The sequence below is a fragment of the Modestobacter versicolor genome, from assembly GCF_041028285.1.
Taxonomy (GTDB): Bacteria; Actinomycetota; Actinomycetes; order Mycobacteriales; family Geodermatophilaceae; genus Modestobacter; species Modestobacter versicolor_A.
This window is the reverse complement of record NZ_JABGDB010000001.1, coordinates 1,228,829-1,244,860: the sequence shown is the minus strand read 5'-3', so window position 1 is coordinate 1,244,860 and position 16,032 is coordinate 1,228,829. Positions and strand designations below refer to the sequence as shown.

Here is a 16,032-nt window from a genome sequence, read left to right as displayed (position 1 = left end):
CCAGGCCAAGGGGAATTGTTACTTGGCACTGACTTTCGGCACGCTGTTGAGTTCTCAAGGAGCGGACGCGCGAGGAACCAGACCCTCTCAGGTCGTCGTCCACGGCTTGTGTTGTCCTGCTCGGCGCCCGGTCCCGGCCTCGCGGTCGTTCCCGGCGCAGAGAGAAAGTTACGTGGCTGTCGGACCCGTGTCAAACCCGGGTCTCGTGACGCCCGCCACCTGGCCGGAACGTCCCCGTCACCTGCCGTTCACACGCGCCGGCGACCTCAGGGACGTCCCGCAGGGGTGCCCAGCTCAGCTGCCCGGGGCCGCCGCGGGGCAGTGCACGCCGGCCACCGAGCGCTTGCCCTTGCGGAGCACCAGCCACCCGCCGGGCAGCCACTCCCCCGCTGCCGGGACGGCGTCGCCGTCGGTGACCCGCACGTTGTTCAGGTACGCCCCGCCCTCCTTGACGGTGCGCCGGGCCTCGGACAGCGACGACGCCAGCCCGGCCTGCTGGAGCAGCGTCGTCACCGGCACCGCCGGGTCCTCGACCTCCACCGCCCCGGCCTCGGTCAGGGCGGCGGCGAGCGTCGCGGCGTCGAGCTCACCGAGCTCCGCCCGCCCGAAGAGGGCCCGGCCCGCGGCCTCGGCCTGGGCCAGCTCGTCGGCCCCGTGCACCAGCCGGGTCAGCTCCTCCGCGAGCGCCCGCTGCGGCGCCCGGGACGCCGGCCGCTCCACGGACTCCGCCACCAGGGCCGCGACCTCCTCGGCCGGCCGCTCGGAGAACAGCGGCAGCCACGCCCGGGCGTCGACGTCGTCGATGTTCAGCCAGTACTGGAAGAACGCGTACGGACTGGTCAGCTCCGGGTCCAGCCACACGGTGGCGCCCTCGGTCTTGCCGATCTTGGTGCCGTCCGCGGTGGTGATCAGCGGGGTCGACAGCGCGTGCGTGCCGGCCCCCTCGGTGCGCCGGACGAGGTCGACGCCGGCGGTGATGTTGCCCCACTGGTCCGAGCCGCCGCTCTGCAGCGTGCACCCGTGCCGGCGGAACAGCTCGCGGAAGTCGTTGGCCTGCAGCAGCTGGTAGCTGAACTCGGTGTAGCTGATGCCGGCCTCGCTGTTGAGCCGCGCGGACACCGCCTCCTTGGCCAGCATCCGGTTGACCCGGAAGTGCTTGCCGAGGTCGCGGAGGAAGTCCAGCGCGGACAGCTCCCCGGTCCAGTCGAGGTTGTCGACGTAGACCGGAGCCCGCAGCCCCTGCTCCTGCGCCGGGCGGTCCAGGAAGGGCGCCACCCGGCGGCGGATCCGGTCCACCCAGCCCGCCACGGTCGCGGGGTCGTTGAGCACCCGCTCCGACGTCATCCGCGGGTCGCCGATCAGGCCGGTGGCCCCGCCGACGAGCACGATCGGCTGGTGGCCGGCGCGCTGCAGCGCCCGCAGCACCATGAACTGGATCAGGTGCCCGACGTGCAGGCTCTGCGCCGTCGGGTCGAAGCCGCAGTAGTAGGTCACCGGCCCCTCGGCGAGGTGCGCCCGCAGCGCCTCCTCGTCGGTGCTCTGCGCGATCAGCCCGCGGCGCTGCAGCTCGTCGATCACTCCGGTGGCGGGGGGTGTGGTCACGGGTCGATCTTGCCTGACCGGTCGGAGCGTCCCGCTGCGCGCCGTGGCCGGACACCCGCCCGGAACACGCTGACCGACGGCGCCTCGGTCTCCCAGAACCGCCACGGCAGCTCGGTCGCCACGCTGATCCCGACCCGGGGGCCGGCGGAGACCGAGCCGGGCGCGGCGCCCCGGTGCAGCCGCACGGACGACGCCGGGTCGAGCAGGTCGGCGCCGCGGTCGTCCGGGCCGATCGCCAGCGCCTGGGTCAGCCGGGCCGGCCCGCGCGCCAGGTCGCGGGCCACCCGGGCGGCCGGGCGGCGGGACCGGGCCAGCGGCTCCCCCTCCAGCACCTCGCCCGCGCGCATCAGCACCGCCGAGCCGCGGCCGGCCGGGCCGACGACGACGTTGGCGCACCAGTGCACGCCGTAGCTGAAGTACACGTAGAGCCGCCCGGGCGGGCCGAACATGACCTCCGCGCGCGGCGTGGGCCCGCGGTGGGCGTGCGACGCCGGGTCCTCGCCCTGCCCGGAGTACGCCTCGACCTCGGTCAGCCGCAGCGCGACCCGCCCGTCCGGCCGGTCGGTCACCACCCAGCAGCCCAGCAGCGACGCGGCGACGGCGTCGACCGGACCGAGCAGGTCCGCCGCCGTCAGCAGCGGACCCGGCTCGGAGGGCTCGGTCACGGGCTCAGAGGGCTGCCGTCACCGGCGACCACGAGGCCCACTCGGTGTGCTGCCGGGCGAGGTCGGCCAGCGAGGTGAGCTGCTCGGCCACCCGCTCCGGCGCCGTCCCGCCGCGGGCCCGCCGGGCGGCCAGCGCACCGGCGACGTGCAGCACGGACCGCACCTCCGGGGTGAGCCGCTCGTCGATGCCGGCGAGCTGCTCGTCGTCGAGCTCGTCGAGCTCGAGGCCGGCCTGCTCGCAGAAGGACACCATCTCGCCGCTGATCTCGTGGGCCGAGCGGAACGGCACCCCGGAGGACACCAGCCACTCGGCGACGTCGGTCGCCAGCGCGAAGCCCTGCGGGGCGGCGGCCTCCATGACCTCGGGCCGCAGGGTGAGGGTGGCGACCATGCCGGTGACGGCCGGCAGCAGCAGGAGCAGCTGCTCGACGGAGTCGAAGACCGGCTCCTTGTCCTCCTGCAGGTCGCGGTCGTAGGCCAGCGGCAGGCCCTTGAGCATGGTCAGCAGGCCGGTCAGGTTGCCGACGAACCGGCCGGCCTTGCCGCGGGCCAGCTCGGCGATGTCCGGGTTCTTCTTCTGCGGCATGATCGACGACCCGGTCGCCCAGGCGTCGTCGAGCCGGGCCCAGCCGAACTCGGTCGACGTCCAGAGCACGACCTCCTCCCCCAGCCGGGACAGGTGGACGCCGAGCAGGGCGGCGACGAAGCAGAACTCGGCGGCGAAGTCGCGGTCGCTGACCGCGTCGATGCTGTTGTCCGACGCCCGGTCGAAGCCGAGCTCGGCCGCCACGGCGTCGGGGTCCAGCGCCAGCGAGGACCCGGCCAGGGCGCCCGAGCCCAGCGGGCTGACCGCCGCGCGGTCGTCCCAGTCCAGCAGCCGGTCGACGTCGCGGGACAGCGCGTGCGCGTGCGCCAGCAGCTGGTGGGCGATGAGCACCGGCTGCGCGTGCTGCAGGTGGGTCATGCCCGGCGCGGCGACGTCCCGGTAGCGCAGCGCCAGGCCGATCAGCGCGTACTCCAGGGAGGCCAGCTCCCCGACCAGCCGCCGCACGTTGTGCCGCAGGTAGAGCCGCAGGTCGGTGGCCACCTGGTCGTTGCGGCTGCGGCCGGCGCGGAGCTTGCCGCCGAGGGTGCCGAGCTTGTCCAGCAGCCCGCGCTCCAGCGCCTCGTGCACGTCCTCGTCGGCCTCGATCGGCGCGAAGCTGCCGTCGGCAACCTCGGCGGACAGCTCGGTGAGCGCGCCGATCATCCGGGCGAGCTCGTCGACGGTCAGCAGGCCGGCCCGCTGCAGCACCCGGGCGTGGGCGCGGGACCCGGCCAGGTCGTAGGGCGCCAGCCGCCAGTCGACGTCGGTGGACTTGGACAGCGCGGCCATCGCCGGGGACGGGCCACCGCCGAACCGGCCGCCCCACAGTCGGGTCTGGCTCTCGGCGTTGCCCTCGGTCACTCTGCGTCCTCCTCCGGTTCGGCGTGCAGGTCGGTGTGCAGCTCGGGGTCGTCCCCGTGCGCCGGCCGGGCGCGCTCGGCGAGCGCCCGCAGCCGGTCGGCCAGCGCCGGCCCGCCGTCCGGCGCGCGCGAGACGACCAGCAGAGTGTCGTCCCCGGCGATCGTGCCCAGCACGTCGGGGAGGCCGACCTTGTCCAGCCCGGAGGCCAGGAACTGGGCGGCGCCCGGCGGGGTGCGGACGACGGCCAGGTTCGCGCTGCCCTCCGCGGAGGTGAGCAGGTCGGCCAGCAGCCGGGTCAGCCGGGCCGGTGCGGACTGCGCCGGGCGCAGCGGGGCGTTCTCCGGCGGCAGCACGTAGGACGCCGGGGCGCCGTCCGAGCCACGGAGCTTGATCGCGCCCAGCTCCTCCAGGTCCCGGGACAGCGTGGCCTGGGTGACGTCGACGCCGGACTCGGCCAGCAGCCGGGCCAGCTGGGTCTGCGAGGTGACGGGTCCGGAGCTGATCAGCTCGGCGATCCGGGCGTGCCGGGCGGAGCGGGTCAGGGCCGTGGTCACCCGGATCGCTCCAGCAACCACAGCAGCAGCGCCTTCTGCGCGTGCAGCCGGTTCTCCGCCTCGTCCCACACCGCGCTCTGCGGCCCGTCGATCACCTCGGCGGCGATCTCCTTGCCGCGGTAGGCCGGCAGGCAGTGCAGGACGACGGCGTCGTCGGCGGCCCGGGCCAGCGCCGGCTCGTCGACGGCGTAGGGCAGGAAGGGCGCGATCCGCGCCTCGTACTCGGCCTCCTGGCCCATCGACACCCAGGTGTCGGTGACCAGGACGTCGGCCCCGTCGGCGGCCGCGGCGGCGTCGCCCGTCCACTGCACGGAGCCGCCGGTGTCCGAGGCGATCGCGGCGGCCCGCCGCAGCACCGCCGGGTCGGGCTGGAAGGACTCCGGCGAGCCGATCCGCACGTGCATCCCGGCGAGCGCCCCGCCCAGCAGGTAGGAGTGCGCCATGTTGTTGGCCCCGTCGCCGAGGTAGCTGAAGGTCAGGCCGGCCAGCTCGCCCTTCCGCTCGGCCACGGTCTGCAGGTCGGCCAGGATCTGGCAGGGGTGGTAGCTGTCGGTGAGCGCGTTGACCACCGGCACCCGGCTGACCGCGGCCATCGCGTCGAGCCGGTCCTGGCCGAAGGTGCGCCAGACGATCGCGGCGACCTGCCGGTCCAGCACCCGGGCGGTGTCCTCGACGGACTCGCCGCGGCCGAGCTGGCTGCTGCCGGAGTCGATGACCAGCGGGGCGCCGCCCAGGTCGGCGATCCCGACGGAGAAGGAGATGCGGGTCCGGGTCGAGGGCTTGTCGAACAGCACCGCGACCGTCCGCGCCGTCCCGTTGGGCGCCCGCAGCGGGGTGGGCGCCCCGGCGGTGTGCCGGCCGGCCTTGAGCTGCGCGGCCAGGGCGAGCACCTCGGCCTGCTCGGCCGGGGTGAGGTCGTCGTCCCGGGTGAAGTGCCGGACGGTCACTGACCGGCCTCCTGCAGGGCGGCGTCGAGCGCACCCGGGAGGGCGGCGACGAAGGCGTCGACCTGCGCGTCGGTGACGACCAGCGAGGGGGCGAGCCGGACGACGTCGGCGGCGACCGCGTTGGTGAGGAAGCCGGCCGTCCGCAGCTGCGCCTCGACCGCGGCGGCGACCGGGGCGGTGAGGACGACGCCCAGCAGCGCGCCCCGCCCCCGGACCCCGCTCACACCGGCGTGGCCGAGCGCCTCGATGCCGGCGGTGAAGCGCTGCTCGATCTCCTTGGCCCGCTCCAGCAGCCCCTCGTCGCGGATGGTGTCCAGCACCGCGAGCGCGGCGGCCGCGGCGATCGGGTTGCCGCCGAAGGTGGAGCCGTGGGCGCCGGCGGTCATCAGGTCCGCGGCGGCGCCGAAGGCCAGCGTGGCGCCCATCGGCAGGCCGCCGCCGAGCGCCTTGGCGAGGGTGACCACGTCGGGCTGCAGCCCCTCGGCCTGGTGGGCGAACCAGTGCCCGGTGCGGCCCATGCCGGTCTGCACCTCGTCGAGGGCGAACAGCGCGCCGGCGTCCCGCGCGGCGCCGGCCGCGGCGGCCAGGTAGCCGGGCGGCGCCGGCAGCACGCCGCCCTCGCCGAGCATCGGCTCGAGCAGGAGCATCGCCGTCCGGTCGGTGAGCTGGAGGGCGTCCGCGTCGCCGTAGGGCACGTGCCGCACCCCGCCGGGCAGCGGGGCGAAGGCCGCGGCCTTGCCCGGCTGGCCGGTGAGCGCGAGGGCGCCCATCGTCCGGCCGTGGAACGAGCCGAGCGCGGTGACGACCTCCGGCCGCCCGGTGAGCCGGCTGATCTTGAACGCCGCCTCGTTGGCCTCGGTGCCGGAGTTGCAGAAGAAGACCCGGCCGGGCCGGCCGGCCAGCTCCAGCAGCCGCTCGGCCAGCAGGACACCGGGCTCGTGCATCGCCAGGTTGGACACGTGCCCCAGCAGCTGGGCCTGGGCGGTGATCGCGTGCACGACCGCCGGGTGCGCGTGGCCCAGGATCGTGGTGGCGATGCCGCCCAGCAGGTCGGTGTACTCGGTGCCGTCGGCGTCCCAGACGGTGGCGCCGGCGCCGCGGACCAGCGCGACCGGCGGCGTCTTGTAGTTGCCCATCATCACGGCCGACCAACGGGTGGCCAGCTCCTCGGTGTGCGTCATGGTGCGGTCACTCCCTCCTGATCGGTCGTGCTCTCGGTGCCGGCCGGGACGACCATCGTCCCGGTGCCCTCGGTGGTGAACATCTCCAGCAGCAGCGCGTGCGGCAGCCGGCCGTCGACGACGGTCGCCCGCTTCACGCCGCCCTCGACCGCCCGCAGGCAGGCGGCCATCTTCGGGATCATCCCGGCGTCCAGGGTGGGCAGGATCCCGGCCAGCTCGGTGGCGTCGATCTGCTCGACCAGCGAGTCGCGGTCGGGCCAGTTGGCGTAGAGCCCCTCGACGTCGGTGAGGACGACGAGCTTCACCGCCCCCAGCGCGACGGCGAGCGCGGCGGCCGCGGTGTCGGCGTTGACGTTGTGCACCTGCCCCTCGGCGTCGGGGGCCACGGTCGCGACGACCGGGATGTGCCCGGCCTCGATCAGCGCGGTCACCGGCGTGGGGTCGACCGCCACCACGTCGCCGACCAGGCCGACGTCGACCGGCTCGCCCTCGACGATCGCGTGGGTGCGCTCGGCGGTGAACAGGCCGCCGTCCTCGCCGGACAGGCCGACCGCCAGCGGGCCGTGCTCGTTGATCAGCCCGACCACCTCCGGGCTGACCTGGCCGGTGAGCACCATCCGGACGACGTCGATGGTCTCCTCGGTGGTGACCCGCAGGCCGCCGCGGAACTCGCTGGTGATGCCCAGCCGGTTCAGCATGGCGCTGATCTGCGGGCCGCCGCCGTGCACGACGACCGGGTAGATGCCGCAGGTGCGGAGGAAGACCATGTCCTCGGCGAAGGCGCGGCGGCAGTCGTCGTCGACCATGGCGTGGCCGCCGTACTTGACCACCACGACGTTGCCGTGGAACTCGCGCAGCCACGGCAGCGCACCGGTGAGGACGGCGACCTTGGCCGCGTCGCCCGCGGGGTCGTTGACCCGCATCACCCGGTGGGTGCCGATGGTCCGGCGCGGTGGGGTCTCGTCGAGGGCGACGTCCGGCGGGGTGGGGTCCTGGGCGTGGGTCATGTCGAGTAGGCCGAGTTCTCGTGCACGTAGGCGAGGGACAGGTCGTTGGTCCAGATGGTGGCCTGCTCGGTGCCGGCCGCCAGGTCGACGTCGATGGAGACGGCGCGGCCGGTGAGGTCGACGCCCTCGCGCGGGTCGCCGATCGCACCGCCCCGGCAGACGGTCACGCCGTTGATCGTGACGTCGACCCGGTCGGCCTCGAACGCGGCGTCGGTGGTGCCGATGGCGGCCAGCACCCGGCCCCAGTTGGGGTCGTTGCCGAACAGCGCCGTCTTGAGCAGGTTGTTGCGGGCGCAGGCCCGGCCGGCGGTCAGCGCGTCGGCGACGCTGGCGGCGCCGCGGACGGTGATCGCGATGTCCTTTGTCGAGCCCTCGGCGTCGGCCAGCAGCTGCATCGCCAGGTCGGTGGCCGCCGCGGTGAGCGCCGCGGTGAACTCCTCGGCCGTGGGCGTGACGCCGCTGGCGCCGTTGGCCAGCACCAGGACGGTGTCGTTGGTGGACAGGCAGCCGTCGGAGTCGACCCGCTCGAAGCTGGCGGCGGAGGCCGCGCGGAGCGCCGGCTCCAGGACCTCGGCGGGGACGACGGCGTCGGTGGTGAGCACGACGAGCATGGTGGCCAGCGACGGCGCGAGCATCCCCGCGCCCTTGGCCATCCCGCCGATCGTCCAGCCGTCGCCGGTCTGCACCGTGGTCTTCGGCACCGAGTCGGTGGTCATGATCGCCCGGGCGGCGTCCGGGCCGCCGTCGGCGGAGAGCGCGCCGGCCGCCGCGGTGGCACCGGCCAGCAGCCGGTCCATCGGCAGCCGGACGCCGATCAGCCCGGTGGAGGCGACCGCGACGTCGATCGCGCCCAGGCCCAGCGCACCGGCGACGTGCTCGGCGGTGGCGTGGGTGTCCTGGAAGCCGCCGGTGCCGGTGCAGGCGTTGGCGCCGCCGGAGTTGAGCACCACGGCCCGGAGCCGGCCGCCGGACAGCACCTGCCGGCTCCACAGCACCGGTGCAGCCGGGAAGCGGTTGGTGGTGAAGACGGCGGCCGCGGCGTCGTCCGGCCCGTCGTTGACGACCAGGGCGACGTCCCGGTCACCGCTGGACTTCAGCCCGGCGGCCACCCCGGCCGCCCGGAACCCCTGGGGGGCGGTGACGGTCACGGCGCGACCCCCACGAGCGGGAGACCGGTCGTCTCGGGCAGGCCCAGCGCCAGGTTGGCGCACTGCAGCGCGCCGCCGGCGGTGCCCTTGGTGAGGTTGTCGACGGCGGCGACGACGACCAGCCGGCCGGCGTCGGGGTCGACGGCGAGCTGCAGCTGCACGGTGTTGGCGCCCAGGACGGCGGCGGTGGTCGGCCACTGCCCCTCGGGCAGCAGCTGCACGAACGGCTCGTCGGCGTAGGCCTGCTCGTAGGCGGCCCGCGCCGAGGCGGCGTCCACGCCCGGGGCCAGCGGCGCGGAGCAGGTGGCGAGGATGCCGCGGCTCATCGGCACCAGGGTGGGGGTGAAGCTCACGGTCACCGGCCCCCCGGCCGCCTGCGACAGGTTCTGCACCATCTCCGGGGTGTGCCGGTGCCCGCCGCCGACGCCGTAGGCGCTGGCCGAGCCCATCACCTCGCTGCCCAGCAGGTGGGTCTTGGCCGACTTTCCGGCGCCCGACGTGCCGCTGGCGGCGACCACGACGACGTCCGGGGTGACGAGCCCGGCGGCCAGCGCGGGGACCATCGCCAGGGTGACCGAGGTCGGGTAGCACCCGGGCACGGCGATCCGCCGCGCCGCGGTCAGCCTCTCCCGCTGGCCGGGCAGCTCGGGCAGGCCGTAGGGCCACGCGCCGGCGTGCTCTCCGCCGTACCAGCGGGCCCAGGCCGCCGGGTCGTCGAGCCGGTGGTCGGCGCCGCAGTCGATGACCAGGACGTCGTCGGGCAGCTGGGCGGCGACCGCGGCCGACTCGCCGTGCGGCAGCGCCAGGACGACGACGTCGTAGCCGGCGAGCTCCTCGGCGCTGCTGCCCTGGACGACCAGGTCGGCGTAGGGCGTGAGGTGCGGCTGCACCTCCCCCAGGCGTCGGCCGGCACTCGACCTGGCGTGCACCCCGGTCAGCCGCAGCTGCGGGTGCCCGGCCAGCAGCCGGCACACCTCACCGCCCGCGTACCCGGTGGCGCCGGTGACCCCGACCGTCCACGTCTGCGCGTTCACGGTGCATGACCATACACAAGCATGCATGGCCGTGCACTCCTGGGGTGGGCGCGCTCGACCGGCGGGCAGGGCAGACTCCGGACGCCGGTCGCGACACCCCGCGCCCCCGCAGACCGAGGAGCCTTCCGCGTGAGCCCGTTCGACCGCATCGTCCTGGTCTTCAACCCGCACAGCACCGGCGACGCCCCGGCCTCGGCGGAGGAGCTGCGGGCCGAGCTGGCGCGCCGGCTGCCCGACGTGCCGCTGGAGCTGCGGCCGACGCAGTACGCCGGCCACGCCCGGGAGATCGCCCGGGAGGTCGCCGCCGCCGGCTCCCCGCTGCTGGTGTCGGTGAGCGGGGACGGCGGCTACAACGAGGTCGTCGACGGCGTCGTGCAGGCCGGCAACGACCGGGCGGTCTGCGCGGTGCGGGCCGCCGGCAACGCCAACGACCACCGGCGGACGACGCGGGAGCACCACCTGGCCGACGCGATCGTGGCCGGCGACGTCCGCCGGATCGACCTGCTGCGGCTCACCCTGGCCGGGGGCGACGCGGACCAGGTGCGGTACGCGCACTCCTACATCGGCGTCGGGCTCACCCCGGTGGTCGCGGTCGACCTGGAGGCCGGCGGCAAGGGCTCCTGGCGGGAGATCGTGTCGGTGGTCCGCGGGTTCGCCCGGTTCCGGCCCTTCCCGATCCGGCTGGAGGACGGCCGGCGCCGCACGATCGACAGCCTGGTGTTCGCCAACATCTCCCAGATGGCCAAGTACGCCACGCTCAGCGAGGGCGCGGCGCCCGACGACGGCCTCTTCGAGGTGGTCACCCAGCAGCGCACCGGCAAGCTGCGGGTGCTGGCGACCGCCGTGCGGGCGGCGACCCGCGGGCTGGGACCGCAGCCCAGCGCCACCCACTACGCGTTCACGACGTTGGCGCCGATGCCGTTGCAGCTGGACGGCGAGCTGGTCGAGCTGGCGGCCGGCACCCGGGTCTCGGTCGACATCGCCCCGCGGGCGCTCGCCACGGTCGTCTGAACCGGCCGCACCGATGAGTCCGGGCGCGGGGACCGGTCCTGTCCGCATGACCCAGATCCAGCCCACCACCCTCACGCACATCGCGGTCGCCATGTTCAGCGTCTCCGACCAGGACGCGGCCCGGGACTTCTACACCGGCGTCCTCGGCTTCGAGGTGCGCGGCGACGAGCGCTTCGGCGCGGACGGCGAGGCCCGCTGGCTGGAGGTCGCCCCGCCCGGGTCGACCGCCCGGCTGGCCCTCAACCCGCCGATGGGCGGCACGCCCGGCGGCGGCGCGATCGGCGTCGAGTGCACCGACGTCCTCGCCGAGCACGCCCGGCTGGCCGCGCGCGGTGACGTCGACGTCGACCCGGAGCCGATGCGGACGCCGGGAGCGCCGCTGATGTTCGCGCTGCGCGACCCCGACGGGAACTCCGTGTGGGTGGTCGAGGCCACCGCCGCGGGCTGAGTGCTCCCAGCAGGTCCACAGCCGACGGCAGCATTCCTGTCAGACCCGTCGGGCACGGTGGGCCCCGTTCCGGCATCCGGTGCCGGGCAGGGGGAGGAACGCCACCATGGACACGTTCGTCGCACCGCTCGACGCACAGCTCACCGGCGTCATCGACCTGGTCGACGAGGCCGGTGGCCCGGTGCTGCGGCTGCGCGGCGACGTGGACACCCTGGTCGTCGACGCCTGGCGGGCCAGCACGCCGCGAGGCTCCCGCGCCCCGGTGGCGGTGGACGTGTCCGGGGCGACGTTCCTGGACTGCCGGGGGCTGCGGCTGCTCGTGCAGGAGACCGAGGGCGCCCGGCGGGCCGGCCGGGTGCCCGAGCTGCGCCGCCCCTCGCGGGGCGTGCAGCGGCTGCTCGAGGTCGCCGGGGCCGCACCGCTGTTCGCCACCGTCGGCTGACGCGCGGCTCTCCGGGCCGGGCCCGGCCGGCCGGCCGGTCAGCCGACGGGGTCGGTGTCCCCGTAGGGCTGCAGCCGCAGCTGGCGGGCCGTGCCCGCCGGCATGGTGGCGCGCAGCGTCGCCACGTCGTCGGCGCCGGCACGCAGGAACCGGCCGGACCACTGGTCCAGCTCCCCCGCGGCGATCGCCACCGCCAGCGCGACCACGTCCTCCGGGCGGGTCCAGTCGGTGCGCCCGGCGTGCATCGGCATGGCCCGGGTCATCCCGGTGTCGATCACCCCGGGCGCCAGGTCGAAGGCCCGCACGCCGTGCGCGGCACCGGCCAGCGCGAGGCCCTCGGTGATCCGCATCTGCGCGCTCTTGCCGGCGGAGTAGGCGCTGTACACGTCGCTCCCCCGGGTGCCCAGGCCGCTGCCCAGCCCGATCACCCGGCCGCCGCCGGCCGCGACCATCCCCGGGACGACGGCGTGCGCCAGCAGGAACGGCCCGCGCACCTGGCTCTCCACCACCTGCCACCACTGCGCCGGGTCCGCCTCCCACAGCGGCACCTCGGCGGCGTCGATCAGCCCGGCGTTGTTGACCAGCAGCGTCACCGGCCCGAGCTCGGCGGTCACCTGGGTGACCGCCGCCCGGACGGCGTCGGGGTGGGTGACGTCGGCCGCGACGGCGAGGGTGCGGGCGCCGGTGGCGTCGGCGACCTCGTCCATCGCGGTCAGCAGCCGGTCGGCGGACCGGGCCAGGCCGGCGACGGCCGCACCCCGCTCGGCGAGCCCCTGCGCCAGGTGCCGGCCGATGCCGGCCGACGCCCCGGTGACCAGCGCGACGGTGCCCGCGAGAACCCTCTTCCGGTGGCCTTCGGCCCCGTCCAGGGGCCCGCCCTGAGCCTGCGAAGGGTGGGGGGGACGGGGTCCCTTCTCGATCACCGCAGCGCCGCCCCGGTGCGCTCGACGGCCAGCGCGGTCGCCGCGTCGCGGGCGGCGTTGGCCTCCTCGCCGGTCAGCGTGCGGTCCGGTGCCCGCAGGGTCAGCGCGTAGGCCAGCGACCGCGACCCGGCCGGCACCGGGGCGCCGGTGTAGACGTCGAAGAGCCGCAGCGCCTCCAGCAGCTCCCCAGCGCCCTCGCGCAGCGCCGCCTCCACGGTGGCCGCCGGGACGTCGTCCGGGACCACCAGCGCGAGGTCGACCAGCACCGGCGGGAAGGTGGACACGTGCGGCCCCACCGGTACCGCGGCCGGCGGCAGCGCGTCGACGTCGAGCTCCATCGCGCAGGTGCGGGCGGGCAGGTCCAGCGCCGCGAGCACCCGGGGGTGCAGCTCCCCGGCGTGGCCGACGACCACGTCCCCGACCAGCAGCTCGGCACAGCGGCCGGGGTGCCAGGGCGCCAGCTCGCCGGCGCGGACGGTGAGCTCGACCCCGGCCGTCGCGGCGACGACCCGGGCGGCCTGCACGGCGTCGGCCCAGTCGACCGGGCGCCCCGCGCCCCACCAGCCGCGCGGCTCGCGGTGCCCGGTCAGCGCGACGGCGACGTGCCAGGGCTGCGCCGGGACCGCACCGAGCAGCGCGGCCAGGGTCTCGTCGTCCGGGCGCCGGTCGACGCCGGGCACCGGCGCCGGGGTGCGGTGGTCGCCGGGGAACACCGAGCCGTGCTCGAAGACGGCCACGTCGCGCTGGCCGCGGGAGAGGTTGCGGGCCAGCGTCGCGAGCAGGCCGGGCAGCAGCGTCGTCCGCAGCGCCGGCTCCTCCTCCGACAGCGGGTTGCGCACCACGACCACCTGGCGGCGGACGTCGTCGGCGGGCAGGCCGAGCGCGTCCAGCGCCGCGGTGCCGACGAACGGGTAGGCCGGCGCCTCCACGTAGCCGGCCTCGGCCAGCGCGCGGCCGATGCTGCGCCGGCGGCGCTGCCGCTCGGTGAGGCCGCGGCCGGGCGGCACGTTGGGCAGCACCGACGGGATGTCGTCGTAGCCGGCGAGCCGGACGACCTCCTCGACCAGGTCGGCGGGGTCGGTGAGGTCGGGGCGCCAGGACGGCGGGGTGACCTGCAGCAGGCTCCCGTCGGCGTCGACCGACGCACCCACGGCCACCAGGGACTCGATGACCTGGGAGACCGGGTACTCGACGCCGGAGACCCGGGACGGGCGGCCGGCGTCCAGCGCGATCGCCGGCCGGGGGCCGCGGGTGTCGGGGTCGACCGGCGACCCGACGACGCGGGCGCCGCCGTACTCGGCGAGCAGCGCGGCCGCCCGGGCCAGCGCCACCACCGTCATCTCCGGGTCGACGCCGCGCTCGTAGCGCTTGGCCGCCTCGCTGGGCAGCTTGTGCCGGCGCACCGTGCGGGCGATGCCGGTGGGCTCCCAGTGCGCCGCCTCCAGCAGCACGGCCGAGGTGCCGTCGCCGATCTCGGTGGACGCCCCGCCCATGACGCCGGCCAGGCCGATCGGCCCGGAGTCGTCGGTGATCAGCACGTCGTCGGGGTCGACGGCGCGGTCGACGCCGTCCAGGGTCGTCACCCGCTCCCCCGCCGACGCCCGCCGGACGACGATCGGGCCGCGCACGGTGTCCCGGTCGAAGGCGTGCATGGGCTGGCCGAGCTCGAGCATCACGTAGTTGGTGACGTCGACGGCCAGCGAGATGGTGCGGATGCCCGACTGGGTGAGCCGGCGGCGCATCCACCAGGGGCTCGGCGCCGTCGGGTCCAGGCCCTCCATGGCGATCATGGAGAACCGGTCGCAGCGGTCGGGGGCGGCGACCTCGACCTGCCAGGCCGGCTCGCCGGACCAGGCCGGCGGGGTGGTCGCGCCGGGGTCGCGCCAGTCGACGGCCAGCCCGGTGCCCATCTCGCGGGCGATGCCGCGCATCGCCAGGCAGTAGCCGCGGTCGGGGGTGACGTTGAGCTCGATGACCACGTCGTCCAGGCCGAGGACGCCGCCGGCCGGCGTGCCCGGCTCGTAGCCGTCCCGCCCGAGCACCAGGATCCCGGCGTGGTCCTCGCCGATGCCCAGCTCGCGGACCGAGCAGATCATCCCGTCGGAGACGTGGTCGTAGGTGGTGCGGGCGGCGATGGCGAACCCGCCGGGCAGCACCGCACCGGGCAGCGCGACGACGACCAGGTCACCGGCGGCGAAGTTGCGGGCGCCGCACACGATGCCGCGCGGCGCCTCCTCCCCGACGTCCACCTGGCAGTACCGGATCGGCTTCTTGAAGCCGGTCAGCTCCTCGACCTCGAGCACCCGGCCGACGACGAGCGGGCCGGTCGTCTCCGGCGCCCGGTGCACCTCCTCGACCTCCAGGCCGAGCCGGACGAAGGCGGTGTCGAGGTCCTCGACCGTCGTGCCCGCGGGCAGGTCGACGTGCTCGGCAAGCCAGCCGATGGGGACGCGCACTACTGCTCAACTCCGAATGCTCGTGTGAAGCGGACGTCGCCCTCGACGATGTCGCGCATGTCGCCCACCTCGTGGCGGAACTGCAGGGCGCGCTCGATGCCGCAGCCGAACGCGAACCCGGTGAACTCCTCCGGGTCGATGCCGCAGGCGGTCAGCACCCGCGGGTTGACCATCCCGCAGCCACCCCACTCGACCCAGCGCGGTCCGTCGCGGTGCTCGGGGAACCAGACGTCGAACTCCGCCGAGGGCTCGGTGAAGGGGAAGTAGGACGGCCGCCAGCGGGTGACCGCGTCGGCGCCGAACAGCTGGCGGGCCAGGTGGTCCAGCGTGCCGCGCAGGTGCGCCATGGTCAGCCCGCGGTCGACCGCCAGGCCCTCGACCTGGTGGAAGACCGGGGTGTGCGTCGCGTCCAGCTCGTCGGTCCGGTACACCCGGCCCGGCGCGATGACGTAGATCGGCGGCCGGCGCTCGAGCATGGTCCGGGCCTGCACCGGGCTGGTGTGCGTGCGCAGCACCAGGCCGGAGTCCTCCGGGGCGACGAAGAAGGTGTCCATCATCGACCGCGCCGGGTGGTCGGTGCTGATGTTGAGCGCGTCGAAGTTCAGCCACTCCGCCTCGAGCTCGGGCCCCTCGGCCACCTCGTAGCCCATCCCGACGAAGACGTCGGCGATCCGGTCGGTCAGCGTGGTGAGCGGGTGCCGCGCGCCGCGCGGGGCACGGTCCCAGGGCAGCGTGACGTCGACCCGCTCCTCGGCCAGCACCCGCTCGTCGCGCTCGGTCTCCAGCGCGGCGAGCCGGGTGGCGTAGGCCTCGGTGACCGCGACCCGGGCCGCGTTCACCCGCTTGCCGGCGTCCGAGCGGGCCGCCGGGGGCAGCGCGCCGAGCTCGCGGCGGGCCAGCAGCACCGGCGCGCGGTCGCCCAGGTGGGCCGGCCGGACGGCGGCCAGCGCCTCCAGGTCACCGGCCGCGGCGAAGGCCTCGGTCGCCGCGCTCACCGCGGCGTCGAGGGCCTCCGCGGACAGCGCGGCGACCTGCTTGGGGTCGTAGGGGTCGTTGGCGCCAGACACGGGAGGCCATTCTGCCCGGCCCGCCGCCCGGGCCGCGCGTGGGTTCCCGTGCGCGGGTCCCGGGCACGGGCCGCCGGGCGGCCGCCTCACCCGCACGGGT

General features: G+C 75.8%; 15 protein-coding genes. 3 read left to right on the top strand and 12 right to left on the bottom strand.

The genetic code is table 11. The features are described 5' to 3' along the window. Positions 1-294: 294 nt before the first annotated feature. The 9 genes from tyrS to argC are packed head-to-tail and all read right to left on the bottom strand — an operon-like array spanning position 295 to position 9,585. Complete coding sequence (tyrS, locus tag HL054_RS06255; RefSeq protein WP_369137958.1) at positions 295-1,602, bottom strand: tyrosine--tRNA ligase; 1,308 nt, start codon at positions 1,600-1,602, stop codon at positions 295-297. Further along, complete coding sequence (locus HL054_RS06250) at positions 1,599-2,267, bottom strand: DNA-3-methyladenine glycosylase (protein WP_369137957.1); 669 nt, start codon at positions 2,265-2,267, stop codon at positions 1,599-1,601. Before HL054_RS06250 ends, tyrS begins: the two co-directional genes overlap by 4 nt. A 4-nt stretch (positions 2,268-2,271) precedes the next feature. Continuing rightward, positions 2,272-3,714 (bottom strand): argininosuccinate lyase, encoded by a 1,443-nt coding sequence (argH, locus tag HL054_RS06245; protein ID WP_369137956.1) that lies wholly within the window; start codon positions 3,712-3,714, stop codon positions 2,272-2,274. After that, complete coding sequence (locus HL054_RS06240) at positions 3,711-4,268, bottom strand: arginine repressor (protein WP_369137955.1); 558 nt, start codon at positions 4,266-4,268, stop codon at positions 3,711-3,713. Before HL054_RS06240 ends, argH begins: the two co-directional genes overlap by 4 nt. Next, positions 4,265-5,215: an ornithine carbamoyltransferase gene (gene argF, locus HL054_RS06235; RefSeq protein WP_369137954.1), complete on the bottom strand. Its 951-nt coding sequence runs from the start codon at positions 5,213-5,215 to the stop codon at positions 4,265-4,267. Before argF ends, HL054_RS06240 begins: the two co-directional genes overlap by 4 nt. Next, positions 5,212-6,396 (bottom strand): acetylornithine transaminase, encoded by a 1,185-nt coding sequence (locus HL054_RS06230; RefSeq protein ID WP_369137953.1) that lies wholly within the window; start codon positions 6,394-6,396, stop codon positions 5,212-5,214. Before HL054_RS06230 ends, argF begins: the two co-directional genes overlap by 4 nt. Continuing rightward, the gene (gene argB, locus HL054_RS06225; protein ID WP_369137952.1) at positions 6,393-7,403 is read right to left on the bottom strand and encodes an acetylglutamate kinase; all 1,011 of its coding nucleotides are present in this window, start codon (positions 7,401-7,403) and stop codon (positions 6,393-6,395) included. Before argB ends, HL054_RS06230 begins: the two co-directional genes overlap by 4 nt. Continuing rightward, positions 7,400-8,551 carry a bifunctional glutamate N-acetyltransferase/amino-acid acetyltransferase ArgJ gene (gene argJ / locus HL054_RS06220; protein WP_369137951.1) on the bottom strand — a complete coding sequence of 384 codons (1,152 nt, stop codon included), beginning with the start codon at positions 8,549-8,551 and terminating at the stop codon, positions 7,400-7,402. The genes argB and argJ overlap by 4 nt, the downstream gene beginning before the upstream one ends. Beyond that, positions 8,548-9,585 (bottom strand): N-acetyl-gamma-glutamyl-phosphate reductase, encoded by a 1,038-nt coding sequence (gene argC, locus HL054_RS06215; protein WP_369137950.1) that lies wholly within the window; start codon positions 9,583-9,585, stop codon positions 8,548-8,550. Before argC ends, argJ begins: the two co-directional genes overlap by 4 nt. Before the next feature lie 129 nt (positions 9,586-9,714). Between argC and HL054_RS06210 the strand changes: the two genes are divergently transcribed. The 3 genes from HL054_RS06210 to HL054_RS06200 all read left to right on the top strand — a co-directional run bounded on the left by HL054_RS06210 (position 9,715) and on the right by HL054_RS06200 (position 11,486). After that, positions 9,715-10,596 (top strand): diacylglycerol/lipid kinase family protein, encoded by an 882-nt coding sequence (locus tag HL054_RS06210; protein WP_369137949.1) that lies wholly within the window; start codon positions 9,715-9,717, stop codon positions 10,594-10,596. 46 nt (positions 10,597-10,642) lie between these two features. Beyond that, positions 10,643-11,044 (top strand): VOC family protein, encoded by a 402-nt coding sequence (locus HL054_RS06205; RefSeq protein WP_369137948.1) that lies wholly within the window; start codon positions 10,643-10,645, stop codon positions 11,042-11,044. Positions 11,045-11,150: 106 nt separating this feature from the next. Next, complete coding sequence (locus tag HL054_RS06200; RefSeq protein WP_369137947.1) at positions 11,151-11,486, top strand: STAS domain-containing protein; 336 nt, start codon at positions 11,151-11,153, stop codon at positions 11,484-11,486. A 38-nt stretch (positions 11,487-11,524) separates the two neighbouring features. On the opposite strand, the gene HL054_RS06195 is transcribed toward HL054_RS06200, so the two are convergent. Genes HL054_RS06195 through pheS form a run of 3 tightly spaced genes read right to left on the bottom strand, consistent with a single transcriptional unit; the run spans position 11,525 to position 15,932 of the window. Continuing rightward, positions 11,525-12,409, bottom strand: a complete 885-nt coding sequence (locus HL054_RS06195) for an SDR family NAD(P)-dependent oxidoreductase (protein WP_369137946.1) — start codon at positions 12,407-12,409, stop codon at positions 11,525-11,527. Further along, positions 12,406-14,865, bottom strand: coding sequence for a phenylalanine--tRNA ligase subunit beta (gene pheT / locus HL054_RS06190; RefSeq protein ID WP_369137945.1), 2,460 nt, complete (start codon positions 14,863-14,865; stop codon positions 12,406-12,408). The genes HL054_RS06195 and pheT overlap by 4 nt, the downstream gene beginning before the upstream one ends. Further along, positions 14,865-15,932, bottom strand: coding sequence for a phenylalanine--tRNA ligase subunit alpha (gene pheS, locus HL054_RS06185; RefSeq protein ID WP_369137943.1), 1,068 nt, complete (start codon positions 15,930-15,932; stop codon positions 14,865-14,867). Before pheS ends, pheT begins: the two co-directional genes overlap by 1 nt. Between the last annotated feature and the right edge of the window lie 100 nt (positions 15,933-16,032).